At 55.6% G+C, this 24,550-nt stretch carries 27 protein-coding genes and 1 tRNA gene; 10 read left to right on the forward strand and 18 right to left on the reverse strand.

What is annotated here, in order from left to right; genetic code table 11:
- Positions 1-4 precede the first annotated feature (4 nt).
- Positions 5-1,552, reverse strand: a complete 1,548-nt coding sequence (locus GOX45_RS06225; RefSeq protein ID WP_171099045.1) for a helicase HerA-like domain-containing protein — start codon at positions 1,550-1,552, stop codon at positions 5-7.
- A 462-nt stretch (positions 1,553-2,014) separates the two neighbouring features.
- On the opposite strand from GOX45_RS06225, the gene GOX45_RS06230 reads away from it, so the two are divergent.
- Entirely contained in the window at positions 2,015-2,587 is a 573-nt protein-coding gene (locus GOX45_RS06230; RefSeq protein ID WP_171099047.1) for an invasion associated locus B family protein, read from the forward strand.
- A 46-nt stretch (positions 2,588-2,633) separates the two neighbouring features.
- Here GOX45_RS06230 and GOX45_RS06235 read toward each other — a convergent pair whose 3' ends face one another.
- Genes GOX45_RS06235 through GOX45_RS06250 form a run of 4 tightly spaced genes read right to left on the reverse strand, consistent with a single transcriptional unit; the run spans position 2,634 to position 6,816 of the window.
- Complete coding sequence (locus GOX45_RS06235) at positions 2,634-3,842, reverse strand: beta-ketoacyl synthase (protein WP_171099049.1); 1,209 nt, start codon at positions 3,840-3,842, stop codon at positions 2,634-2,636.
- Positions 3,843-3,850: 8 nt separating this feature from the next.
- A complete protein-coding gene (locus GOX45_RS06240) occupies positions 3,851-4,108 on the reverse strand; it encodes an acyl carrier protein (RefSeq protein WP_171099051.1) in 258 nt (85 codons plus the stop codon).
- Positions 4,109-4,140: 32 nt separating this feature from the next.
- Positions 4,141-5,232: a UDP-3-O-(3-hydroxymyristoyl)glucosamine N-acyltransferase gene (gene lpxD, locus GOX45_RS06245; RefSeq protein ID WP_171099053.1), complete on the reverse strand. Its 1,092-nt coding sequence runs from the start codon at positions 5,230-5,232 to the stop codon at positions 4,141-4,143.
- A 36-nt stretch (positions 5,233-5,268) separates the two neighbouring features.
- Positions 5,269-6,816: a murein L,D-transpeptidase gene (locus tag GOX45_RS06250; protein WP_254445938.1), complete on the reverse strand. Its 1,548-nt coding sequence runs from the start codon at positions 6,814-6,816 to the stop codon at positions 5,269-5,271.
- 395 nt (positions 6,817-7,211) lie between these two features.
- Here GOX45_RS06250 and GOX45_RS06255 point away from each other — a divergent pair, with 395 nt between their 5' ends.
- From GOX45_RS06255 to GOX45_RS06275, 5 genes are all read left to right on the forward strand, one after another.
- Positions 7,212-7,781: a DUF882 domain-containing protein gene (locus GOX45_RS06255; RefSeq protein ID WP_171099057.1), complete on the forward strand. Its 570-nt coding sequence runs from the start codon at positions 7,212-7,214 to the stop codon at positions 7,779-7,781.
- A gap of 228 nt (positions 7,782-8,009) precedes the next feature.
- Positions 8,010-8,261, forward strand: coding sequence for a hypothetical protein (locus GOX45_RS06260; protein WP_171098166.1), 252 nt, complete (start codon positions 8,010-8,012; stop codon positions 8,259-8,261).
- A complete protein-coding gene (locus GOX45_RS06265) occupies positions 8,242-8,475 on the forward strand; it encodes a hypothetical protein (protein WP_171099059.1) in 234 nt (77 codons plus the stop codon). Before GOX45_RS06260 ends, GOX45_RS06265 begins: the two co-directional genes overlap by 20 nt.
- Positions 8,475-8,681: a hypothetical protein gene (locus GOX45_RS06270; protein WP_171099061.1), complete on the forward strand. Its 207-nt coding sequence runs from the start codon at positions 8,475-8,477 to the stop codon at positions 8,679-8,681. Before GOX45_RS06265 ends, GOX45_RS06270 begins: the two co-directional genes overlap by 1 nt.
- Entirely contained in the window at positions 8,681-8,827 is a 147-nt protein-coding gene (locus tag GOX45_RS06275) for a hypothetical protein (RefSeq protein WP_171099063.1), read from the forward strand. The genes GOX45_RS06270 and GOX45_RS06275 overlap by 1 nt, the downstream gene beginning before the upstream one ends.
- 67 nt (positions 8,828-8,894) lie before the next feature.
- On the opposite strand, the gene GOX45_RS06280 is transcribed toward GOX45_RS06275, so the two are convergent.
- The 11 genes from GOX45_RS06280 to GOX45_RS06330 form a co-directional block, all read right to left on the reverse strand.
- On the reverse strand, positions 8,895-9,527 hold the full coding sequence (locus tag GOX45_RS06280; RefSeq protein ID WP_171099065.1) for a hypothetical protein: 633 nt from the start codon (positions 9,525-9,527) through the stop codon (positions 8,895-8,897).
- Positions 9,528-10,247: 720 nt separating this feature from the next.
- Entirely contained in the window at positions 10,248-10,631 is a 384-nt protein-coding gene (locus GOX45_RS06285) for a hypothetical protein (RefSeq protein ID WP_171099068.1), read from the reverse strand.
- Positions 10,632-11,118: 487 nt separating this feature from the next.
- Positions 11,119-11,195: transfer RNA gene (locus GOX45_RS06290), tRNA-Arg, on the reverse strand.
- A gap of 75 nt (positions 11,196-11,270) precedes the next feature.
- Complete coding sequence (locus tag GOX45_RS06295; RefSeq protein ID WP_171099070.1) at positions 11,271-12,491, reverse strand: cysteine desulfurase; 1,221 nt, start codon at positions 12,489-12,491, stop codon at positions 11,271-11,273.
- 12 nt (positions 12,492-12,503) lie between these two features.
- Entirely contained in the window at positions 12,504-13,070 is a 567-nt protein-coding gene (locus GOX45_RS06300; protein WP_171099072.1) for a Yip1 family protein, read from the reverse strand.
- Positions 13,067-13,552: a YIP1 family protein gene (locus GOX45_RS06305; RefSeq protein ID WP_171099073.1), complete on the reverse strand. Its 486-nt coding sequence runs from the start codon at positions 13,550-13,552 to the stop codon at positions 13,067-13,069. The genes GOX45_RS06300 and GOX45_RS06305 overlap by 4 nt, the downstream gene beginning before the upstream one ends.
- Complete coding sequence (gene sufD / locus GOX45_RS06310) at positions 13,552-14,832, reverse strand: Fe-S cluster assembly protein SufD (protein ID WP_171099075.1); 1,281 nt, start codon at positions 14,830-14,832, stop codon at positions 13,552-13,554. Before sufD ends, GOX45_RS06305 begins: the two co-directional genes overlap by 1 nt.
- Complete coding sequence (gene sufC, locus GOX45_RS06315; RefSeq protein WP_171099077.1) at positions 14,832-15,587, reverse strand: Fe-S cluster assembly ATPase SufC; 756 nt, start codon at positions 15,585-15,587, stop codon at positions 14,832-14,834. The genes sufD and sufC overlap by 1 nt, the downstream gene beginning before the upstream one ends.
- A gap of 71 nt (positions 15,588-15,658) precedes the next feature.
- The gene (gene sufB, locus GOX45_RS06320) at positions 15,659-17,179 is read right to left on the reverse strand and encodes a Fe-S cluster assembly protein SufB (RefSeq protein ID WP_171099079.1); all 1,521 of its coding nucleotides are present in this window, start codon (positions 17,177-17,179) and stop codon (positions 15,659-15,661) included.
- Positions 17,180-17,197: 18 nt separating this feature from the next.
- On the reverse strand, positions 17,198-18,241 hold the full coding sequence (locus tag GOX45_RS06325; protein WP_171099081.1) for a cysteine desulfurase family protein: 1,044 nt from the start codon (positions 18,239-18,241) through the stop codon (positions 17,198-17,200).
- A 48-nt stretch (positions 18,242-18,289) separates the two neighbouring features.
- Positions 18,290-18,748 carry an Rrf2 family transcriptional regulator gene (locus GOX45_RS06330; RefSeq protein ID WP_171099083.1) on the reverse strand — a complete coding sequence of 153 codons (459 nt, stop codon included), beginning with the start codon at positions 18,746-18,748 and terminating at the stop codon, positions 18,290-18,292.
- 179 nt (positions 18,749-18,927) lie between these two features.
- Between GOX45_RS06330 and GOX45_RS06335 the strand changes: the two genes are divergently transcribed.
- The 4 genes from GOX45_RS06335 to GOX45_RS06350 all read left to right on the forward strand — a co-directional run bounded on the left by GOX45_RS06335 (position 18,928) and on the right by GOX45_RS06350 (position 23,201).
- Entirely contained in the window at positions 18,928-19,581 is a 654-nt protein-coding gene (locus GOX45_RS06335) for an alpha/beta hydrolase (RefSeq protein ID WP_171099085.1), read from the forward strand.
- Entirely contained in the window at positions 19,581-19,826 is a 246-nt protein-coding gene (locus tag GOX45_RS06340; RefSeq protein WP_171099087.1) for a hypothetical protein, read from the forward strand. Before GOX45_RS06335 ends, GOX45_RS06340 begins: the two co-directional genes overlap by 1 nt.
- Positions 19,827-20,309: 483 nt before the next feature.
- Positions 20,310-22,127, forward strand: a complete 1,818-nt coding sequence (gene typA / locus GOX45_RS06345; protein ID WP_171099089.1) for a translational GTPase TypA — start codon at positions 20,310-20,312, stop codon at positions 22,125-22,127.
- A 288-nt stretch (positions 22,128-22,415) separates the two neighbouring features.
- The gene (locus GOX45_RS06350; RefSeq protein ID WP_171099092.1) at positions 22,416-23,201 is read left to right on the forward strand and encodes a hypothetical protein; all 786 of its coding nucleotides are present in this window, start codon (positions 22,416-22,418) and stop codon (positions 23,199-23,201) included.
- Positions 23,202-23,312: 111 nt separating this feature from the next.
- Here the strand turns inward: GOX45_RS06350 and GOX45_RS06355 are convergent, their stop codons facing one another.
- Together GOX45_RS06355 and GOX45_RS06360 are read right to left on the reverse strand one after the other, a co-directional pair.
- On the reverse strand, positions 23,313-23,849 hold the full coding sequence (locus GOX45_RS06355; protein ID WP_254445939.1) for a transglutaminase-like cysteine peptidase: 537 nt from the start codon (positions 23,847-23,849) through the stop codon (positions 23,313-23,315).
- Between the two features lie 412 nt (positions 23,850-24,261).
- Positions 24,262-24,549 carry a DUF1330 domain-containing protein gene (locus tag GOX45_RS06360; protein WP_171099096.1) on the reverse strand — a complete coding sequence of 96 codons (288 nt, stop codon included), beginning with the start codon at positions 24,547-24,549 and terminating at the stop codon, positions 24,262-24,264.
- Position 24,550 lies beyond the last annotated feature (1 nt).

The raw sequence follows: 24,550 nt of genomic DNA on the forward strand, positions 1-24,550 counted from the left end.
TCGCCTATCGGTTCTTGAACAATCCCCCCAGAATGCCGCGAACTATGCGGCGTCCGGTTGTGCCTTTCAGCTCTTTGATCACAGCCTCACTCATGGCGGTGGCGAACGTGTCCTTTTTCCGGCTGACACGAGACGAAGACCGTCCGACGCGGCTGCCGGAATAACGCCTTGCCGAGGCGTATTCGCGTTCTGCAGGCGATTGGCGTTCGAATATGTCGTCAGCCTCAGCCGCCTCGGCCTCTTTTGCGGCGGCATCCGCACGGGCCTGAAGGATTTCAAAGGCTGAATTACGGTCTTTCACGGCATCGTATTTTCCGGCCATCGCAGAGCCTGCCATGATTGCGGCCCGGTCTTTCTGCGTGATCGGACCAAGCTGCGACCCCGGAGGACGGATAAGCGTACGCTCGACCATACCTGGGATCCCCTTTTTCTCGAGCATCGAAGTCACGGCTTCGCCGACTCCCACTTCGCGGATGGCCGTTTCGGTATCGAAGGCCGGGTTCTCGCGATAGGTCTCGGCAGCCAAGCGCAGGTTCTTGCGATCCTTGGCTGTAAAGGCGCGCAGCGCGTGTTGAACACGATTGCCCAGCTGTCCCAGAATATCTTCTGGAATATCTGCCGGGTTCTGCGAGATGAAATAGACCCCAACACCTTTGGATCGGATCAGACGCGCCACTTGCTCGACCTTGTCGACCAGCACTTTGGGCGCGTCTTCGAACAGCAGATGAGCTTCATCAAAGAAAAAGACCAGTTTTGGTTTTTCCGGGTCGCCGACTTCGGGCAATTCTTCGAACAACTCGCTGAGCAACCACAGCAGGAACGTCGCATAAAGACGCGGTGCGCCCATCAGCTTGTCGGACGCCAGAATATTGACCATTCCATGCCCGTTTTCATCTGTCCGCATCAGATCTGACAACTCCAGCGCCGGCTCACCGAACAACCGCGTCCCGCCCTGGTTTTCAAGCACCAGCAACCGTCGCTGGATTGCCCCGATTGATGCGGTGGACACATTCCCGTATCGCAGCGACAGCTGAGACCGGTTCTCGCCGATCCAGACCAACAATGCCTGCAAGTCTTTCAGGTCCAGCAGCGGCAGACCGTCCTCATCAGCGACGCGGAAGGCAATGTTCAGAATACCCTCTTGTGCCTCCGACAGCTCGAGCAGACGAGACAGCAGCAACGGGCCCATTTCTGTGACAGTTGTACGCACCGGGTGGCCCTGCTCGCCGAACAGATCCCAGAACGTGACCGGGCAGGCAGAATAAGCAAAATCAGGCAGACCGATCCGTGTTACGCGATCCATGAATGCTTGATGCAACTTATGCGTTTCACTCCCGGCAAGGGCCAAGCCGGACAGGTCTCCTTTGATGTCCGACAGGAAGACAGGAACGCCTGCTTTCGAAAAGCCTTCGGCCAAAATTTGCAGCGTTACCGTTTTGCCGGTTCCTGTTGCCCCGGCGATCAAACCGTGGCGGTTGGCATAGTTCAAAGACAGCCCTTGCGGCTGCCCATAGTCCTGACCAGCGCCGCCCACAAAAATCTTGTTTTCCATACTATTCTGTCCCAAAGCTCAACGGTTTGGTGCAAGCATACAAAGTTAACCTTTGCCTGCGATAGTCATTTTGTTTTCTTGCGGGGTTACCCCCCAAAAGAAGGCAAACTTCCTCCCTGTCGACTGGCCGTGTCTTCGGGCGCGGCTTTTTTCTGCCCTGAACCCTAAAAACCTCTGTAACAACAGATTAAATTTCGAGGATAACAGTTGACCGAGCGCCGCCCCTTTCGTAACGTCTGCGCATAAACAAGTCGGCCAGTCCGACGGGGAGAACTATTATCGAAAAGGGGGCTGGTCGAACGGCTCCCTTTTTGGCGTTTTTGAAGGCAGCTCGCGTAGCGCAGGATTCAATTTGCCGAGCGAAAAACGTTCATTTTTACCAGCTGTGCACGGTTTGAACCTGACACCGCCCCGCCGCGATGGTAGACCGAAAAAAACAGAGATCAGCAGCATGAGGCAATTATGATCAGGACCCTTCTCCCACTCTCGGTGGTCGCCACAGTGGTTTGCACTGGAATTGCTACCGCACAGGAAGCTTCCGACAACGGAACCGGCCTGGACCTTGGTCAAACAGGTCCACGAATTGGCGAGCAATACGTAAAAGAAGAATCCGGTTCATGGAACATTTCTTGCATCAAAGCAGAAACCGGCGAAGATCCCTGCGCCATGGTTCAAATCCTGAACGGGCCACGGGATGAACCGATCGCAGAGGTGACGATTGGCAAGCTGCCTGAAGGCAATGCCGCCGTCGCTTGGGCCAATGTCATTGTGCCCCTAGAAACACTCTTGCAAGCTCAACTGGCCATGTCGATCGATGGTGCTCCGCGCAAGCTTTACAATTATCACCACTGCATCCCGGTTGGGTGTGTCGCGCAACTGGGTCTGACCCAGGGTGATATTGATGCGATGCGGTCCGGGTCTTCCGCCATACTCTCGCTGGTGCCGGCGCGCGCGCCCGATCAAATTCTGGATATGGAGATGTCTTTGTCCGGCTTCACCGCCGCATTTGATCAGATCGGCGTATCGCTCAACTGATTCAACCCATCTGAACAGAAAGCCGTCAGCCTATCTGACGGCTTTCTTATATTCGTTTGAGCGCAAGCACCGCGTTCAAGCCACCAAACGCGAACGCGTTGCTGATCGCAACATCAACTTTTGCCTCTCGCGCATCGTTGGGAACAACATCAAGCGCACATTCCGGGTCAGGCTCTTCATAGCCGATAGTGGGAGCGATGACCCCTTCACGCAGCGCCATGATACAGGCCAAAAGCTCGACCGCGCCGGTACCACCGATCAGATGTCCATGCATGGATTTGGTCGATGAAATCATCAGATCGTCCGCGTGCTGGCCAAAGACATCCGCCACCGCAGCACATTCGGTCTTGTCATTGGCCGCCGTGCCTGTGCCATGGGCGTTGATATACCCGACCTGACTGGCGTCCAAACGCGCATCCGCCAAGGCGCCGGCCATCGCGCGTGAGGCGCCTTGCTTGCTGGGCATTACGATGTCGGCCGCATCCGAGGACATGGCAAACCCCGCAATCTCGCACAGAATATCTGCCCCGCGAGCACGCGCATGTTCGTACTCTTCGAAGACAAAAACGCCCGCGCCTTCACCCTGCACCATGCCGTTGCGATTCGCACTGAAGGGGCGGCAGGCGTCTTTGGACATCACCCGTAGCCCCTCCCACGCTTTGACCCCACCAAAGCAGAGCATCGACTCGGATCCGCCAGTCAACATGGCCGGTGCGGCACCGCTGCGCACCATCTGAAACGCCAGAGCCATGGCATGGTTTGACGAGGCGCAGGCGGTCGAAACGGTAAAGCTGGGCCCTTTGAGGTTGTATTCCATCGACACATGGCTGGCGGCCGCGTTGTTCATCAGCTTTGGAACAACAAAAGGATGCACCCGGTTTTTACCATCCTCATAGACCGAGCGGTAATTGTCGTCCCAAGTCGAAACACCGCCCCCGGCAGTCCCCAGAACCACGCCGGACCGCGCGGCCAAATCGCCATGGAACACAAGGCCCGATTGCTCAATCGCCTCTTTGGCTGCGGTCAGCGTGAACTGCGTGAACCGATCATAGAGCGACATTTGCTGGCGGTTGAAACGGCCCTCGGCTTCGAACCCGCGCACCTGACCGCCGATCTTGATCGCCAGACGTTCAACATCGCGAAACTCAAGCTCGGTGATCCCGCAGCGACCTTCCCGCATCGCTTCAAGCGTGTCCGGCACCGAATGGCCCAGCGAATTGATCGTGCCGGCGCCTGTGATGACAACGCGTTTCATCGTCTATGTCAGACCTTTTCCGCCACAAGCTTTTCTATGCCTGCGATAATGGCCGCCACATTTGTGATGTCAAAATCGCTGGCGCTGGGTTCGTTGGCGTTGAAGGGGATCGAAATATCGAACTCTTCCTCAATAGCGAAAATGCTTTCGACCAGACCAAGACTGTCGATGCCCAGATCTTCCAGCGTGCTGTCGGGGGTCACATCCGATGGCTCCAAAACGGCCTGCTCTGCAATGATTGCGATAACGCGGTCGCTGATGCTCATGTCGATACCCTGATTTTCTTGTTGGGGATGATTTAATCGCTCGTGCCCGGTTTGAAAACAGCCTTTTTGAGCGCTTCGATGTCGCGGGCCAGCCGAGGCAGTCTGCGTTGCGACTTATAAATCTCGGTATGGCTTTCCATTTTGATACCCGGATACCCCATGATGACGCGGCCCGCAGGTACGTTGGACAGGATCTTTGTACCACCACCGGAAATCACACCGTCACCGATAAAGATGTTATCGACCACGCCGGTTTGTCCGCCCAGGACCACGTTATTGCCGATCTCGACCGAGCCCGACACACCGGTTTGCCCGCAAAGCAGACAATCGCGTCCAACGCGTGTGTTGTGCCCAACATGAACGAGGTTATCCAGTTTCGACCCATCGCCGATGACCGTATTGCGAATGGTGCCGTTATCGATCGTGCAATTGGACCCGATCTCAACATCGTCGCCGATCTGAACAGCCCCCAGCGAGTGAATCCGCATCCAGCTTTGTGCTTTTGCATCGCCCTGATCACCCATTGTCTTGCGCGCGTTTTCTGCGCCCGAAACCTCTGGGGTGACATAGCTGAACCCATCTCCGCCCACGCGTGCGCCGGGTTGCGCGATGAAACGGTCGCCGATCTGTGCGCGCGCGCCGATGCTGACCATCTCGCGCAGCAGCGCATTTTCGCCCAGAACGGCATCCATACCAACGGTGGCATGGGCCCCAAGGGTCGAACCCGATCCGATGCGCGCCCGGGCGCCAATCACCACAAGCGGGCCGATTGAGACGTTTTCGCCAATCTCGGCTGTCGGATCAATCACGGCAGACGGGTGGACACCCGGAACGACACCCTGCCCGCGATCCATCATCGCGGTAACACCCGCCATCGCCCGGCGTGGGCGTGCAACAAAGATGGCGGCTTCAAGCCCAAGCGCCTTCCAATCAGCCCCGTCCCACAATACCGCCGCACGGGCGGTGCCACCGGACAGAGACTCGGCGTATTTCGGGGACATGGCCATCGCCAAATCCGTTGGTCCCGCGTCACCCGGTTCGGCGGCGCGCAAAACGGTCAGGTCGGTATTGCCTGCGGCCTCAACACCCAGGGCATCGGCGATTTGCTGAATGGTGAACTGCATTTGGGGCGTCCTTCTGGCAGGATTTGCGCCCCGTGCTTACCCCTGAACGTCCGGCAGGACCACCCCTGCCTTTTGCAACGCCTCCCAGATCTTGCGATCCCGGTCATAAACGTCGCGGCGATATTGAACCTCGCCTTTGGGGCCGATGAAAGCCGTGCGATAGATCAGATGCACAGGGATGGGTTGGTCGAGTTTGACCGTAGCCTCGCGCCCCGCATCCAGCACGCGGTGGAAAAACGCTTTTGGGTCTTCCTCTTGGACAGCCAACAAGGCGTAGGCGAACTCGAAGGGTTCCGCCAGTCGAATACACCCGTGCGAGAACGCCCGAACCTCACGCGCGAACAGGTTTTTCTGAGGCGTATCATGCAGATAGATGTTGTACTTGTTGGGGAACATGAACTTCACCAACCCCAGCGCGTTGCTGCGGCTGGGTGGTTGACGCATCGCAAACGGGAAGTCACGCGCGGTGAAAGTGGTAAAGTCAACAGCCCCGCGGTCGACCCGGCGGCCGCTACGATCAGTGATCTCAAGATGGCTGACCGCATTCGGGTTGGTCTGCAATTGCGGCAGATACTCTTTGGTGATGATCGAGCGTGGCACATGCCAGCTGGGATTGATCACCATATGCTCCATCACATCCGAAAATTCAGGGCTGCGACGGTCATGCACATTCTTGCCGATCACTGCGCGCGTTTCGAAGGTGATATGCCCGTCGTCGACGATCTTGGCCGAGAAATCCGCCTGATTCACCAGCACATGTCTGGGCCCGCGTTCATCAGGCAACCAGCGTTCCCGCTCCAGCGCGACCAAAACAGCACGCAGGCGGTCCGACGCGGGCCGGTTGAGCTCGGTTAGGGTGCCCTGCCCGGCCACACCATCCGCCGCCAATCCGTGCGCGGTCTGAAAGGCCTGTACCGCCGCCAGCAGGTTGGCGTCGAAGGCAGGGCTGGCTGTAGGCTTCATATAGCCCATCGCAACCAGCCGGTTGCGCATCTTGATCACTGCGGGACCCGTATCGCCAAGTTCCAACTTGGCCACTGGAACCGTCGGCCCCCAGCCGCCGTCGGCAATCAGCTGTTCCAATACCAATTTCTGCTTCATCAACGCGCGATACTGGCGCGACTGCGGCATCAAGGAATGGAAGTATTGTGTTGCGTCTGCTGAGGAAATTTCTCTCAGATAGTCCTGGGCCGAACGGTATTCGACCTCGCGCACCAAACCGTCGTCGATGCTGCTTGGTTTCAGGAACCCTGACTGCAATTGGGTGGCATAGTCCACAAAAAGCTGGCTCAATTCCGCTTCAATCTGCCCCAGATCCCGCAGCGAGCGCGCAGTCTCAAGCCGGTTGAGCAAAGCTTGCACATCGACGCGCTGCGGCAGGCCATGCATATGAGCCGATGACAGGGCCCGGATCAGCCCTGCGCGCCGGGCAGCATATACCTCACCCTCACCGACCCAAATCGGTTGGAAACCCGTTTCACGATAGAATGCCGCTATATCGGACCGTTCTGACGATTGCTCGGCTACAGCCATGCGGAACGCGGTTCCTTCAGTCGCGGCCTGAGCAACCGAGGCGGCTGCCATGAAACAGGCTGCAAGTAAAGCACGTGTTGAAGTCCGAAAAACTGAGGTCATGGCGTAGCCTTGGATCTTGAAACTGGAACGGCGCGAAAAAGGAGCGCCTGAAAATAATGTTTTCCTACGGAAATCTTGTCCATTCACAAGTACATCACCCAACGGTTCCTCTGTCACCTGATGCGCGTTTGCATCGCGACAGGAAAAATGCACGTTATAATTGCACAAAAACATCAATTGCGCAGAAATTTGCCGAAATTTCCCCCTTGCCAGCGGATTGTTCAAAGTTTCCTTGGCCCGCGAATCTGCTTGTGCCATACATTCTGCATCTGGGATGGGGAAAAAATTAAGACGGCGCGCGTAACATCGTGCGCAGGCAGGAACTAGTACGGGACGAAACAAAAATGACCACGAGCAGTTCTTCGGGCTTGACCCGACGTGCATTGTTGGGTGCGTTTGCAGCCACAGCCGTTGTTGCAGCCCCCACCTATTCAAACGCAGCAGGTTTTCTACGTGGCGGCGGGGATATCCGCCGCATCCGTATGTATTCGGGCCGCACGGGCGAGCGGATCGATATGGTATATTGGGTGGATGGAAAATACATCAAGGATGCCGTCAAAGAAGTGAACTACTTCATGCGCGATTGGCGCAGCGATCAGGTCAAGAAAATGGACCTGCGCACCATCGACATCATGGCTGCCTCTCACAATCTTCTCGATGTGAGCGAACCTTACATGCTGCTCTCGGGTTATCGCTCACCCCAAACAAACGCCATGCTGCGATCAAAGTCGCGCGGCGTTGCGCGTAACTCCCTGCATATGAAAGGCCAAGCGGCTGATCTGCGGCTGTCCTCGCGCTCGGTCACGCAAATGGCCAAAGCCGCCATGTCCTGCCGTGCAGGCGGCGTCGGAAAATATTACCGCTCGAACTTCGTCCATATGGATTGCGGAGATATCCGCACCTGGCGCGGCTAACCCAAAGCCATAGCCAATTACCCCCTCGAACCCCCGTCAGCTGAGCTGGTGGGGGTTTTGTTTTGCCTGTTTCAAAACGTCGGGAACAACAAAATGGTGAAATGGCGCGCCTGAGAGGAGAAAGTTCGAACTCTCTCCTTGAGGCGCTACTCGAATGGGAGCGCCACTTACAGGGAACTGAACTCGCTGAAACCTTGAAGGGCCTAGAGCCTGAATCGAGGTGCAGCGATGTCCACCTCGAATAATAAATTCAACACCTTAGCCAAAGGGAAGACACCTGCGCCGTTCTCGCTGCGTCTGACCTTTGAAGAGCGTGCGAAGCTGGAAGAGGCCGCGAATGGTCTGCCTTTGGGGGCTTACATCAAGGCAAAGCTGTTCGGTGAAGACCTCGAGAAGGTTCGCAGGCGCAATATACAACAACCGCTTTGCCGTGCTGACGACCTCGCCAACTATTCAGCACTTGAACGGAACGGTCGGTAAGAACCCGATACACGTTCACCAATTCGAACTGACCCGCGCCCTGCAAACACTGCTGCGCGATCTTGGTATCCGCAGCAAAGACGTTCTGAACGACCGCCTGAAATCCCCGCTGGATGGAAAAAAACGCCAGCCGCACCGGAAGACCATCGATGCAAAACCAGTCGCAACGCATGATGACGGATCACCGAATTGGGACAGCCTGAGAATAAACTGATGCCCGACACATGCCCGCCGCGCGCATGGTTTGTTGAAAATCTGATGGGCGGGCACTGGCCACCGCCAGACGGACCGGGCCGCATCGCCTATTTTCGGGTGATGTCGGATAACCTCAACGTGGTATCGCTTCCGATCAGTCGGTTTGCCTTGATGGATGCCCTGCCGTGGGATGAACTGAACGACGTGAATTTGGGGCGCATCTGATGACCAAGAGACACATCGATGCCGCAGCCTGTGCCGCCATGTGGTGCGCAGCGATCAAGGAACACATCAAAGCAGCCGAACGCGGGGATGAATCCGCCCGACTATGGTTGTCGAATGATGGCATTCATCTTCTGTATAAATCCTGATCTAAAACGGATGACTTCGCGGCCTCGTTTATGATGTGTAGGCACCAACCAACTTGCTACTTTCATGTCAAAAACAATACCCAAGCTCCTGATAGTCAACCGCGTAAAGAGTTTTACACATATCCAAAACAAAACTGGGAACTGATGTCGGACGACCGCTCTTCAATTTCTTTGAAAATTCAATATTGTAATTTTTGAACATAAACTCAGACAAATCATCCAGCCTTATACTGTCCGTTATGGATTCTAAGCTCAAGCCCAAACGCTTGACGATTTGCAACTGACACCTCGTATGGGCATCTTTTTGATAATACATTGGAAAATATGTGCAAAGACGCCTCATAGTCTCTTCAGTGCGCCTGTCTTCAGCTCTTAGAGAGCAGAACTCCATATAGAAGTCGTTGTCACAAACATCGAACAGTAAATTGAATTGCTGATTCAAATTTGGTGGATTTCCAACCACTGGATAATTTACGAACCAATGGTAATAATATGACATCCAACGTTCTGCTGGATTACGATGAACAAACGCAACGCGCTCAATAGACTCAGTTTTGATGAAATCCCGCGCATCAGTTTCAGAATTTGGAACCAGCTGAAGCTCTACTGGCCTTTGGTTGTTTAAAGCAGTGAAGCCAACCTTTAGATTTGTAATCAAAAGTAAGTTTTTGTTTTTGTCGAAAAATATCCGCGATCTCATCAGTTGGCCTTCTACTTGGCTGTAGTTCTCGAGCGCAAATTCGTTTCTGCGTAAGGAAGAGTCAATGTTTCAGACTGAATTGATGATGAGACTTTCACGTCCATTACCCCTCCAGACAGAGTACACGCCTTTTCTGGGACGAAAATTAGAAGAGAGATTACTGTCACCAAAGTCCAAGTATTGCTGGTTCATTTGACTTCGCAGAGGTGGCTCCAAGTAGGAAAGATCAAAGTCCAGCTGGCAAACTTTAGGATAGTTTCAACAAACAGGCACACTAACGTCGGGTGCTAGAGATTGCTTAAGGTTGCAGATGAACGTGGCGAACACCGTTCGTGGCTTTTGACAAAATTCGACGACGTATTTCCCCAAGATATTGTTAAATTACGATATTCGAATGAAAAGTTTCATAAGATGAGCTGATTTTTTTGGATGTTGTTCTGCCCTTTCTGGAACTGTCGCCCAAAGCGATGCAATGGCGAAAACTTCGACCAGCGATAACCACACTCGCGCGACGAGAACCATAAGTAACACAAGCAACATCGCCGTTACCGTGCACGGTTCTGGCCTAGTTGTCCGTGTTGCTTCGTTTCTGTGTGGTGAGAAAATCATTGATTTGTACCGAAACGAAATCGGAAAACAGGGTTTAGTCAGCCAGATTGACCTCCACACTTGCCCGCGTGAATGTAATTCCGTCCCACCTGGTAGCTGAAAAGTGTTTGATCACGCCGGAGCGCAAGGAAAGGACTGGATCAAGGCTATTATTAATCCCTGTGTAAACGGTATCGACCACTGATCAGGATTTTCGTCTGCCCACTTGTAGAACGAATGCACTATGGACTTGTTTGTCCCACCTGTTCCAACCGCCAGCGGTCCGGCGTAACCGGGAGTATTACAGTTCTCTCGCATCACCACGTAAACGCCACGAGTGATGCCCAAGCAAAACCCAAGATCACTGTGGTCTTTTGCGTTCTCCAATGGGCGGTTCTCATAGTAATTGCGGCAAATTTCCCAACCTTTTCCTACCGTAAGTTCGGAAGACTGATCAGCGATGGCGGGCAATGCGTATACGGCGGTGAATAGTCCAGTGATGAGAAAGCTTTTCATCTAACGCTCTTTAGCTGCTCGAAGTACGTCGGTTGCTACTATCTGTTGTACTAACATTGCGAACAACAGAAATGTGCCACCGAGCGTCGATGCAACGTATTTGACTTGATGCAGGTCGGCTTCGTTGGCTACTGTGACTCATGACGGACACTGTTGCCAGTATCCGCCTGCTAGATAGGTTTCTAGACTTGGGTCGTTGCACTGTTACTTTTGGCCAAAACTTCTCAGTGCGACGACCAGACCTGCCATCGATGCCACTGTTCCAATAATGGTTATGACGTCGATCAGGTTTAGAGCATTCCCGCTCATACCTTTATGCTGGCGCGGTGAATCGACCGTGTAAACCCTACCGCCCAAGGTTATCCACAAACAAATTTATACCCTGTGGATTTTGGAAGTCGGAAACACGTACCAGCCAAAACGACGGCATTCTGGACACTGACGGGACACGCGATTGTGTCCAGATCGTCTAAGTTGTTGAAAAGGTTGGCGCACCTGAGAGGATTCGAACCTCTGGCCTCTGCCTTCGGAGGGCAGCGCTCTATCCAGCTGAGCTACAGGTGCGTTGGGGTTTAGCTACCCTCGTTCTGTTTTGGGCGCAACTGCAAAACGCTGCGCGTGCGTCCCGTTTCTTCGCGCTCAGGCAAAGAGTTCATGGGCCAGTTCCAACGCCTCGATCAGCGTGTCGACCTCATCTGTGGTGTTATAGAGCCCAAAGCTTGCGCGGCAGGTTGCCGAGACACCCAGATGATCCATCAACGGGCCTGCGCAATGGTGGCCTGCCCTTACGGCGACACCCTTTTTGTCAAGGATGGTCGAGATATCATGCGGGTGTCCTGCCCCGTCCAGCGTAAAGCTGAAGATGGCCGCCTTGTTTGGCGTTGTGCCCTGAACCTGCAGCCAGTTGAGCCCGGTCAGACGCTGCATGGCATAGTCGCGCAAACCCGCTTCGTGGGCCGCGATATTCTCCATCCCCAGGTCCATCATGTAGTCCAGCGCCACACCCAGACCGATGGTTTGGACGATGCCCGGCGTTCCAGCCTCGAACTTCATTGGCGGGTCATTATAGATGACCTGTTCCTTGGACACTTCCTTGATCATGTCACCACCGCCGATAAAGGGCCGCATCTCGGCCATGCGTTCGGATTTGATATAGATCGCCCCCGACCCTGACGGGCCATAGAGCTTGTGGCCGGTGATTGCGTAGAAATCGCAGCCAATATCGGCGACGTTCACCGGCATATGGACAGCGCCCTGGCTGCCATCGACCAGCACGGGCACCCCCTTGTCATGCGCGCCCTGTGTGATCGCTTTGACGTCAACAACCGTACCCAAAACGTTCGAACACTGGGTGACCGCGACCAGCTTGGTCTTGGGACCAATCGCATCGATCACCGCTTGCGGATCCAGATGCCCTGCCGCATCCACATCTACCCATTTCAGAACGACGCCGTGCCGTTCACGCAGGAAATGCCAGGGAACGATATTGGCGTGATGCTCCATCACACTCAGAACGATCTCATCACCCGCCTGCAGGCGTGGCATGGCCCAGCCATAAGCGACAAGATTGATCCCTTCGGTCGTGCCCGAGTTCAGCACGATCTCATCCTCGTCTGGGGCCCCCAGAAAGCGTGCGATTGTTCCGCGTACGGATTCGTATTTCTCGGTCGCGAGGTTCGACAGGTAGTGCAGCCCGCGGTGCACATTCGAATATTCATGCGCGTAGGCCTGCGTGATCGCATCAATCACCACCTGCGGCTTTTGTGCCGAGGCACCATTGTCCAGATAGGTCAGCGGCTTCCCATTCACCTCGCGGCTGAGAATAGGGAAATCGGCACGGATTTTCTGTATGTCGTACATGAGGATAAGTCTCTAGACCGGGCCGCCCGAAAACAGCATCAGAACAAAGGGAATGGCCACAACGCCCGAAATCAGGATCACCACGAAAGATCGGCCGAGTGAGTCAAACTTGTGCGCCTGATTGAGGAAATGCAGCGTGATGAACAGGCTAAACCCCAGCATCGCCAGGCTGAAGGGCAGGAACAGGAAGGGCAGCGCCAAGCCGCAGATGATCACGAAGGCCTGGCCGACGATCTGCAGCAGTTGCAGCCAGATAACCAGTGTCATGATCTCATAAAAATTTGCTGTGCCACCCAGCAGACGGCCGACCAGAAGGAAAGAGGCCACGCTAATCAGGATCGCTGCGACCGAAACCAGAAGCGTGCGCGACAGCGGTTCAGCGACCTGAAGCGTGTCCGGGCTTAGAGCCGGCAGCATGATGTTCGCGACAGATTGCAGCGCTGCGTTCAGGATCACGGCCAGCGAAAATGCCAGCCACAGCACGTCGCCGCCAAGCTTCATGGCCAGCAAGCGCCGGGCAGCTTCGGCAGGATTGGTCAGGGTGAGCCCGACAAGGTTCAGTAATGATGCAGTATTCATGCCCTAACCCATAGCGATTGCTTCAGGCCAGACAACCAAAACCACAGAAAAACCGCCACCCAAAGCAGACCGGCCAGCGTCAGAGCTGGTCCGGGACCAATGAAACCGGCAACAAGACCGTTCAACAACACCAGCGGTGTCGAGGCCAGCAACGCCCAAAACAGCGCCAGACGCGCACCATAGCTGGACCCACTGCCACCGAACAAGCGAGCCACCCCGTGTGAGATCCAGGCCAGCACGTAAAGCAGCAGAGGCAGGATAAAGACCGACCCCATCAGCGCGCCGCCCATCAGCATGTTCAGCTCAAGATCTTCCAGATGAGCCCGACGCGCCAGGCTGGGCAGTTGCGCCACAAAGCCGATCACGCAAAAAGCCATAACAAAGGCCAGCGCGCGATCTTCGCGCGGGCCCATCTTCATCAGACGCCCGACCACCCGACCGGGCCCGCGATAGGTTGCAACGATATCAGTTGTGACAGGCATCAGCGGCGGCGGGACAGCCATCCTTGCAAACGCTCGACAATGACCTCTGACAGAGCCTCGTTTTCGATCTCGTCCACGGCTTCGGCCAGGAAGGCCAGCGTCAGCATATCGGTCGCATCCGCAACCGGAACGCCGCGAGAGCGCAGATAGAACAGCGCCGTTTCGTCGATCGCGCCCGAGGTCGAGCCGTGCGAACAGGCCACGTCATCGGCATAGATCTCTAGTTCCGGCTTGGCGAGGAACTGGCTGTCATCGTCCAGCAGCAGAGACTGGCTGATCTGATACCCGTCCGTCTTCTGCGCCCCCTCTTTCACAAGGATCTTGCCTTGGAACACACCGGTCGCGCCGTTGCGCAGCACTTTCTTAAAGACCTGACGGCTTTCGCAATTCACCGCATCATGGGTAACGAACACCGTGTCGTCGTGATGGAAATCACCATCGCCAACACAAGCGCCGGCCACATGGGCCACAGCGTCATCGCCTGTCAGTTCCACAACCTGTTCATTGCGCGTAAGCACACCGTTCACGGTCAGAGTGAAGGATTTATAGACAGATTCCTTGCCCAGACGCGTGAACATATGGGTGGCCGCACGGCGCTGATGATCACGACCTTGCGCCCGGATGTGATGCAGCGTGCCATTGTCGGCGATATCGATTTCCATGCACTTGTTAAAGCGCGAGGCCGCCGGGCCGTTTTCCAGAATGGTCACCTCGGCATCGCTTTCGACCCGCACGATATGGTGCAGGATGGCGTCCGAATCCTCGGAAGCATGGCGATAGACAAGATTGATCGGTTTCGACGGCTTGCCGGTGACACGAATGGCCACACCATCCGACGCAAAGGCCGTGTTCAACGCAGCCAGCGGGCGCTGAACCGGCACCTGACCACGCGTTTCCAGAACGCCATAGAGATCCTTGGCCCAGTGGATATCCTTGCAGCAGATGTCCTCGAGCCGGTCAATCGAGACACCTTCAAGCGTCAGGTCGTCCGACTGCTCAGGGCTGAAAACACCGTCAATAAACACGATCTGAAGGCGATCGAAGTCGTGGAAGATGTCAGGTTCTTCGCCGTCAAACAGCGCAGCGTGGGGTGCTTCGACCGAAATCAAAGTGTCGGGCCGGGTATATTTCCAATACTCGTCGCGACGCCCGGGCAGGCCCATCTCGCGCACGCGAGCAATCGCTGCCTCACGCGCCTTTCTGGTGCAACCGGCATCCGGCAGGCTGAGCGCTGCCAGCCGCTCTTCAGTCGCAGTCTGTTTTGCTTGCGGTAAAGCCATCAGTTCACCTCGGCCAGAATGTCGGCGTATCCGTTGTTTTCTACCTCAAGCGCCAGCTCGGGTCCGCCCGATTTCACGATCCGGCCATCGGCCATGATATGCACAACATCGGGTTTGATGTGATCCAGCAGGCGCTGATAATGCGTGATCACCAGGAACCCACGGCCCGCATCACGCAGCGCATTAACACCTTCGGACACCAGTTTCATCGCATCCACATCAAGACCCGAGTCAGTCTCGTCCAGGATGCACATCTTGGGTTCCAGCATGGCCATCTGCAGGATCTCATTGCGCTTTTTCTCACCGCCCGAGAAACCCACATTGACAGGGCGCTTCAGCATGTCAGCGTCGATCTTCAGCGATTTCGCTTTCTCGCGCACCAGCTTCAGGAAGTCGGCTGCCGACAGTTCTTCCTGCCCACGCGCCTTGCGCTGTGCGTTCACGGCGGTCCGCAGGAAAGTCATGTTGCCCACGCCGGGGATTTCGACCGGATATTGGAACGCCAGAAAAATACCGGCTGCCGCGCGCTCTTCGGGCTCCATCTCCAGCAGGTCTTCGCCGTCCAGCGTCGCCGCGCCATCCGTGACCTCATAGCCATCACGCCCCGACAGCACATAGCTGAGCGTTGACTTGCCCGAGCCGTTCGGCCCCATGATCGCGTGCACCTTGCCAGCCTCGACCGTCAGATCAACACCTTTGAGGATTTCTTTCTCTTCTTCCTCAAGTTTCACGTGCAGGTTCTTGATTTCCAGCATGTTTTGTCCTTTTGCATCTCGCAGGGGAACCCGCAGGCTCCCAATGTATCTATTCGTCAGGGAAGTCGAGCTTAGCCCACAGATCCTTCAAGGCTGATCGCCACCAGTTGCTGTGCTTCCATCGCAAATTCCATTGGCAGCGCCTGCAACACGTCCTTGCAGAACCCGTTGACGACCAAGGCCACGGCCTCTTCCTCGTCCATACCGCGCTGGCGGCAATAGAACAGCTGGTCGTCATCCACTTTGGACGTCGTCGCCTCATGTTCCACGCGGGACGAGTTGTTGCGGACCTCGATATAAGGCACCGTATGCGCGCCGCATTTATCGCCGATCAGCAGGCTGTCGCACTGGGTATAGTTGCGACTGTCCTTAGCCTTGGGGTGCATCGACACCAGACCGCGATAGGTGTTCTGCGCCTTGCCCGCGCTGATGCCTTTCGACACGATCCGTGACTTGGTGTTCTTGCCCAAGTGCACCATCTTGGTGCCGGTATCGGCTTGCTGATAGTTGTTGGCAATCGCGATCGAATAGAACTCACCCTGGCTGTCATCGCCGCGCAGGATGCAGGACGGGTATTTCCATGTCACGGCAGAGCCGGTTTCGACCTGAGTCCACATCACCTTGGACCGATCACCGCGGCAATCGGCGCGTTTTGTCACAAAGTTATAGATGCCGCCCTTGCCGTTCTCATCCCCGGGAAACCAGTTCTGAACGGTCGAATATTTCACCTCGGCATCTTCTTCGATGATGATCTCGACCACCGCCGCGTGCAGCTGCGCGGTGTCGCGCTGGGGCGCGGTACAGCCTTCCAGATAGGATACATAGGATCCTTTGTCGGCAATGATCAGGGTGCGTTCGAACTGACCAGTGTTTTCCGCGTTGATGCGGAAATAGGTGCTCAGCTCCATCGGGCAGCGCACGCCCGGCGGCACATAAACAAACGAGCCATCCGAGAACACGGCCGAGTTCAGCGTGGCATAAAAATTGTCGGACACCGGCACAACCGTGCCCAGATATTTCTTGACCAGTTCGGGATGCTCTTTGATCGCCTCGGAAATCGAGCAGAAGATCACACCAGCCTTTTTCAATTCGTCCTGGAAGGTCGTACCGACGGAAACCGAGTCAAACACCGCGTCCACCGCGACTTTGCGGCCCTCGGCAGGCATGTTCTCAGCACCTTCGACACCAGCCAGAATCATTTGTTCTTTCAGAGGGATACCCAGCTTTTCATAGGTCGCCAGTAGCTTGGGATCGACCTCATCCAAAGACTTGGGCTTTTCTTCCATCGATTTGGGACGGGCATAATAATACTGGTCCTGAAAATCGATCTCAGGATAGTTGACCATCGCCCATTTGGGCTCTTCCATCTGAGTCCAGCGCTCGAACGCGGCCAAGCGCCACTCGGTCATCCATTCGGGTTCTTCATTCTTTTCCGAAATCAGCTTGACGATATCGGGGTTCACGCCTTTGGGGGCGTATTCCATCTCGATATCCGTTTCCCAGCCGTATTTATACGTGCTGACCTCGCGCACCGCATCCACGGTTTCCTGATCGACACCCTCTTTTACCTGGGTCTGGTCCAATGCGGCCATGTCTTACCCTCCTTGGGATCACGCAGCGCGCGCGTGATGCTTCTTTGCTTTATCCAGCCACGTCTCAGCGAAACGCAGCACGTCTTCTTCTGTTGTCTCGGGTCCTAACGATACCCGCACAGCGCTTGCCGCAACGGTTTCGTCATAGCCCATGGCCGTCAGAACCGCGCTTGCCCGCACCTTGCCGCTGGAACAGGCCGAGCCCGCACTGATGGCAAAACCCGACAGATCCATCTGCATCACCTGTGTTTCCCCTTTCCATCCGGGGGTCGCAAAACACAGCGTATTCGGAAGGCGATCCTGATCTTTCCCGACAAAAATAGTTGAATTAGGTCCGGCCTCAAGGGCATTTTCTAGAATAATTCTAAGATTCTCAACTTTTTCCCAGACACCATCGGCCAGATCCCGCGCTGCCGCTTCAGCTGCGGCCCCGAAGCCCGCGATTCCAATGACATTTTCAGTGCCCGAGCGTCGACCCATCTCTTGCCCGCCACCTTTGATCCTCGCGCCCAGTTCCGTGCCGCGTTTCAGCACCAAAGCGCCAATGCCCTTGGGACCGCCCAGTTTATGGGCCGAGATCAACGCCATCTGAGTGTCGAGCCAGTTGAACGCCACTGGAAGCTTGCCAAAAGCCTGAGTCGCGTCGGTCACGGCAAGCCCTTTTGGCAAAGTCTGGATGATCCCGGTTTCGGAATTGGCCAGCTGCAACGTAGCTTGTGCTGGGTCGGCTATGGATACCAAACCCGAGGGCGAAACAGGCAAAACTTCATCCGTCCAGGCGCGCACCGCATCATGCTCAATCGGAGCGCCAAGCAGGCCCCGACCCTCCAGCGCCAAAGCCGCAGCTTCGGTGGCGCCAGAGGTGAAGACAATATCGGCACCATCGGCCCCAAACGCCTCGGCCACCTGCGCGCGGGCCCGTTCAACCAACGCCTTGGCTGCGCGCCCTTCGGCATGAACCGAGGACGGGTTTCCGCAAAGCTCCATCGCTGCAATCATCGCAGTACGCGCTTCGGCCCGCAGCGGGGTTGTTGCATTGTAATCCAGATAAACGCGCTTCATGGATGCATCTTTTCTGGTGCGATGAAGGAAGCTTGCGTGGACATCGGCCTATTCATCCACAACGGCAAACAGGCTTGGAACAGCCGGGCAAGGCGCGAGGTCGTTCTCGATCACATCAGACAAGCGGGTCTGATGCAGGAAAACATAGACATGCGCGCTCAGGCTTTCCCACAGACGGTTCGTCAGCGACTGTGCGCGGCTGCCAGACGATCCACCGGACGCCCCTGCCCCCTTGTGCATGGCATCCACAGTTTCATCGACCGCTGCCAGAATCTCGACCACACGGATTTCCGACGCCGAGCGCGCCAGCTTATAGCCACCACCGGGCCCCCGGACAGAAGAAACAAGTTCGGCACGACGCAGCTTGACAAAAAGCTGTTCGAGATAAGGTAAAGAAATGTCTTGGCGGCCAGAAATTTCGCCCAAAGTCACCAATTGCTCCGCCGGTTGCAAAGCAATATCTGCCAATGCCACCATCGCATAGCGCCCTTTGGTCGACAGTTTCATGCTTTACCCCACCGGAAGTCGCGTGAAATCATTGACGTCACAACAGCCAGTGCGTATTTCCCACTGACAGCGTGTTCACGCGATGCAATGTAATTAGAACCGTTCTAAAGTGCCCGACGATTATCGTCAAGATAGTCCCGCTGAAGACGCGTTAAAAAAGAGACAGGACGAAAGCACTCATGCCCGAGGTGATTTTTCCCGGACCCGAAGGCCGCCTGGAAGGCCGCTACCACCCGCAAAAGGAAAAAGACGCACCGATCGCCATCGTGCTGCATCCCCACCCCCAATTCGGCGGGACCATGAACAACAAGGTGGTCTATAACCTGCACTATGCGTTCTATAATATGGGTTTCACCGTATTGCGCTTTAACTTCCGTGGTGTGGGTCGCAGCCAGGGCGAATACGACCAGGGTGTGGGCGAGCTAAGCGATGCAGCCTCGGCGCTGGACTACCTTCAGTCGATGAACAACAACTCCAAGCATTGCTGGGTTGCAGGCTTTTCCTTTGGCGCGTGGATCGGGATGCAATTGCTGATGCGCCGCCCCGAGATCACCGGCTTTATCAGCGTTTCGCCCCCGGCCAATATGTATGATTTCTCGTTCCTCGCCCCCTGCCCGTCGTCGGGGCTGATCATCAACGGCTCATCCGACCGTGTGGCCCCGCCCGCAGATACGGCGGCACTGGTCGACAAGCTGCATGAGCAAAAAGGGATCACCATCACTCATAACGAGGTCGAAGGAGCCGATCACTTCTTCCAGGATCGTCACATGGAGACGTTGATGACTGATGTGACCGACTATGTAAAACGCCGCCTGACCGAGAACACGCGCTGATGTCCGATACGGTTTCGACCCTCGCCGCCCGACTTGCGGAAGACACGTTGAAAGTCATGGACGAAACCGGCGACGACCGGTTCTTTGTCGAGGTGGGCGACCTGTTGGGAGCGTCGTCCCAAACATTGGAAGAGGCCTTTCTGACCGAAATTCGAGTTAGGCTGGCCGAACGCAAGGCGCGGCAGTTTGTCGTGAAACGCCTGTCACAATACCGGACAAAACAAAAAGCAATCGAAAAACAATAAGCTGAACCGTTCAACAGGATGGAAGATGCAAAATGAAAAAGGAGCCCGAAGGCTCCTTTTTCACCGGTTACGACGCGACAACCACAAAACAATAAAACCGTTCAACATCAACGGATTGCAATAGAATAGACGGACCCCCCGTCTGCAAGCCACCCAATTGCCACGATCAGAACCGACACGGTTATGACGGATTTAACAAATATCGTCATGTCTAAAAATACTCATAAAAATCAAAGCACTATTTAATAACGACACCTCTACCATAGATGTTAATGCTTCGAAAAGTCTGGTTTCCCTGACCTATGGTAAACTTGACGCCATTGGGTTAGCCCAACCGCTCCAAAATCTGCTTCGTTTCTAATCTGTCCTCTGTGCTTTTCGCGTTTTTCCAACGCTTCGGTCGCTGAACGCGCGTTTGGGCTGGAAGTTTGGTCCAAGCCGCGTTATGCGCGCGGCAACTTTCCGTTCAAAGGCTGACCTCTCATGGACCTGCGCAATATCGCAATCATCGCTCACGTGGACCACGGCAAAACGACCCTGGTGGATGAGCTGCTCAAACAATCCGGTGCGTTCCGGGAAAACCAGGCGGTTGCCGAGCGCGCCATGGACAGCAACGATCTGGAACGCGAGCGCGGCATCACCATTCTGGCGAAGGCAACAAGTGTCGAGTGGAAAGACACGCGCATCAATATCGTCGACACCCCCGGACACGCCGACTTTGGCGGAGAGGTCGAACGGATCCTCAGCATGGTTGACGGCGTTGTTCTGCTGGTCGACGCGGCCGAAGGCCCGATGCCACAGACCAAGTTTGTCACCTCCAAGGCGCTGGCCCTGGGTTTGCGCCCCATCGTGGTGCTGAACAAGGTCGACAAGCCAGACGCAGAGCCTGACCGGGCCCTGGATGAGTGCTTTGACCTGTTCGCCAATCTCGGTGCCGATGACGACCAGCTGGATTTCCCCTCCATGTATGCCTCGGGCCGGTCGGGCTGGGCGGATATGGAGTTGGACGGGCCGCGCAAGGATCTGAGTGCGTTGTTTGACCTGATCGTCGACCACGTCCCGTCCCCGAAACAGGTGGACAAGAAAGACGAACCCTTCCGGATGTTGGCAACGACCTTGGGCAGCGATCCCTTCATCGGTCGTATCCTGACCGGTCGCGTCGAAAGCGGCACTCTGAAAGCCGGTGATACGCTCAAGGCGCTTAGCCGGGATGGTACGCTGATCGAAAACTTCCGCGCCTCAAAAATTCTGGCCTTCCGCGGGCTCTCGCAACAGCCCATCGATCAGGCCGAAGCGGGCGACATCGTCACCATCGCAGGTATGAGCAAAGCCACTGTCGCCGATTCTCTGGTGGCCCCCCAAGTTGAAGAAGCCCTTCCCGCGCAGCCGATCGATCCACCCACCATCACTGTAACCTTTGGCATCAACGATTCCCCGCTGGCCGGGCGCGATGGCAAAAAGGTGCAATCGCGCGTTATCCGGGATCGATTGATGAAAGAGGCCGAATCCAACGTGGCTATCCGCATCACCGACACTCCGGGCGGCGAGGCGTTCGAAGTTGCCGGACGTGGCGAATTGCAGATGGGTGTTCTGATCGAGAACATGCGTCGCGAAGGTTTCGAGCTTAGCATCTCGCGCCCGCAGGTTCTGTTCCGCGAGGAAAATGGCCAACGTCTGGAACCCATCGAAGAGGTCACGATCGATGTGGATGACGAATATTCGGGCTCGGTCATCGAAAAGATCACCGGCGCGCGCAAAGGCGAACTGGTCGAGATGCGCCCAGCCGGTGCAGGCAAAACCCGCATCATCGCCCATGTGCCGTCGCGCGGGTTGATCGGCTATCACGGGGAGTTCCTGACCGATACCCGTGGCACCGGCGTTCTGAACCGCGTGTTCCATGATTGGGCCCCGCATAAAGGCCCGATCCCAGGGCGCCGCGCAGGCGTTCTGATCTCGATGGAGAAAGGTCAGGCCGTGGCTTATGCGCTGTGGAACCTCGAAGAGCGCGGACGGATGTTCGTGGGTCCGCAGGTCGAAGTCTATCAAGGCATGATCATTGGAGAGCATTCGCGCGACAATGATCTTGAAGTGAACCCGCTTAAGGGCAAGAAACTGACCAACGTGCGCGCCAGCGGATCGGACGACGCAGTGCGCCTGACACCGCATGTGCAATTTTCACTGGAAGAGGCCATCGCCTATATCGACGATGACGAGTTGGTCGAAGTGACGCCAAATGTAGTGCGTTTGCGCAAGCGATACCTTGATCCGCACGAGCGCAAACGCATGTCCAAGGCCTCGTAACGCCGTTTCTAGGACGGCTACAATCACCCATATGTTGCATTTTTGCCCACATATGGAGAAACAATCAGGTGCCAAGACCCTATATAGTATAAGGTCTTAGCGCCCTTTTTTTACTCATTTTTCCGGAATTCAAGTGTCCGACCGCTGGTTCTTGAACTTGCGTCGTCTTGAAAGTCTGGCATTACGAAGGTGTATTTGCGGCCAAAGTGTGACGCTGTTCATATAAGCGCTTTGCCTGAATGTGTATCAGTCGTCGCAGTCGAGTTTATGAGTTCCAGGAGAAGCGCCATGCGCATCAAATCCAAATTGCTTTCTGTTGTACTGACCAGTGCGACTGTCCCGTTTGTTATGTCTGCCCCCGCCTATGCCGATCAAAGATGTACGGTCGCGACCGGAAAACAATCCGTCGCGACGCAGACCTTGTGCGAATGCAAAGTAGTAACAACCGGCCTTATCAAATACCTGCAGAAACGTCCCGATTTTGACGACATCGTCGCCCGCACCGCGTCGGAATGTGCACCGTTCGCAGCAGTGCTGACCGACTTCCCGACCTCATCAGTATCGGGCGCTGCCGACAACCGGTCAGGTGATGGCCCTGCCGACGAGAATGACGCAGACAACTTCGGCGATACCACCGGCGAAAACGAAGATAGTGCGAACACCGGCGGCGGCGGCACCTCTGGTGGCGGTTCGAATGGCGGCGGCGGATCTTCCAGCGATACCGGCACAAACGGCGGCGGAGACGACACCGGATCCGAACGTGAAGAAGAGCGTGAGGAAGAAAGAGAAGAAGAGCGCGAAGAAGAGCGCAAGGAAGAAAAAGAAGAAGAGCGCGAAGAAGAGCGTAAGGAAGAAAAAGAAGAGAAGCGCGAAGAAGAGCGCAACGAAGAAAAAGAAGAGAAGCGCGAAGAAGAGCGTAAGGAAGAAAAAGAAGAGAAGCGTAAAGAAGAACGCAAAGAAGAAAAGCGCGAAGAAAAAAAGAAAGAAGAGCGTAAAAAAGAAGGCTACGAGGGCAAAGGCGAGAAGAGCCACGGCAAAGGAAAAGGCGGGAAAGCTAAGGAAGGCAAGAAGTAAACACTAACAGTTTGCTTCCGAGGCAAAGCATCGCAATCGCGAATTGCCTTACCTACCGATCAAACACCCACACGGCGCCGCCGAATTGTTCCTTGATGAGCGATGGCGGCGTCAGCTTTGCAGGTAGACACCAACCCAGTTTCGCGGTTGTCTGGGATCCTGCATCCTCAGAAACAAGTAGCGCGTTACAGACCAAGGCTTGATACGATTGGTCAAGTTATCCAGTACCAAATCTCCCTGGCTTGAACGATAGACCAATACCGCGTGTGCGTTTCGCTTTCTGTCCAGAACCGTCGCGATCAATAGCTTGCTGGGGTCGATCCCTGCTCGGATCAACTCCCGCTTTTTGAGCAACGCAAAATCTTCGCAGTCACCGCCGCGCCTTGTGGGCAAAGCCCAGCGTTCTTGCATTCGGTACTGAGATTGATCGGTAACTTCCCGGGTCGACGCATTCACATGTCGATTGATACGCCTGACCAATTCCATCTCGCGCTCACCCGACATCGAGACCGAAGTCGCGCTGGCACAAGCCCAGCTATACTGATCGCAAAGCTGGAGAGCGCCCGAAGGCGGTGGCGATGCGGAAACGACCGGCAAAAACGCAGTCCCGGACGCAACGGCCGTAGAGGACAGTCCAGATGCACCCATGCAAAAAATGGCCGCACCCAGCAGGGCAACCCCTCGTTTCAAAAAGCTTTTGTCCCTCGTGCCAACGAAAAGCATGACAGTCCCCCCAGGCGTCAGTCCGTTTAGGCGTTTGGCAAAATCACAATACATTCGTATTCCAGAAAGTATTCCTGAACATTTCGCCAACCGCAATGGTTATGACAGGTTGGTCCTGAAAAGCGGCGGAATCCCGTTCAACTTCATGGCCATTTCGGTGCATCATCGTGGCAGGCCATGACACAATCTGAGCGACAAATACGTAAAATATCGTTAAATTACTTAATCTTAACCAAAGACTCTCAGGCGCACCCCGTCGGCCAACGGAAATGCGAAATCGCCGTCTGCAAAACGCAGCTTTGTCAGTTTGGAACCGGTCAGCGCGCCCAAGTGATTCCTATTCGGTGATCTCGACCACCATCAATTCGCGCTCGCTTGCCCCTCGCGCATGGGAAAGGGCTTCTTGATAGGCGTCTGAGTTATAGCATTCCACCGCCGCTTCCACCGACGGAAACTTTGCCACGACGTTGCGTGAGCGCTCTTTGCCTTCCAGTTGTACATAACGCGCTGCCCGCGCGATAAAATGCCCACCATGGGCCGCGATTGCCGGGCCAGCCAGTTCGGCATATTTTCCGTATGCTTCCGCGTCTGTCACAGTGACATGTGCAATCCAAAGTGCAGCCATC

It is taken from the genome of Ruegeria sp. HKCCD7255 (assembly GCF_013031565.1).
In the GTDB taxonomy this organism is placed as follows: Bacteria; Pseudomonadota; Alphaproteobacteria; order Rhodobacterales; family Rhodobacteraceae; genus Ruegeria.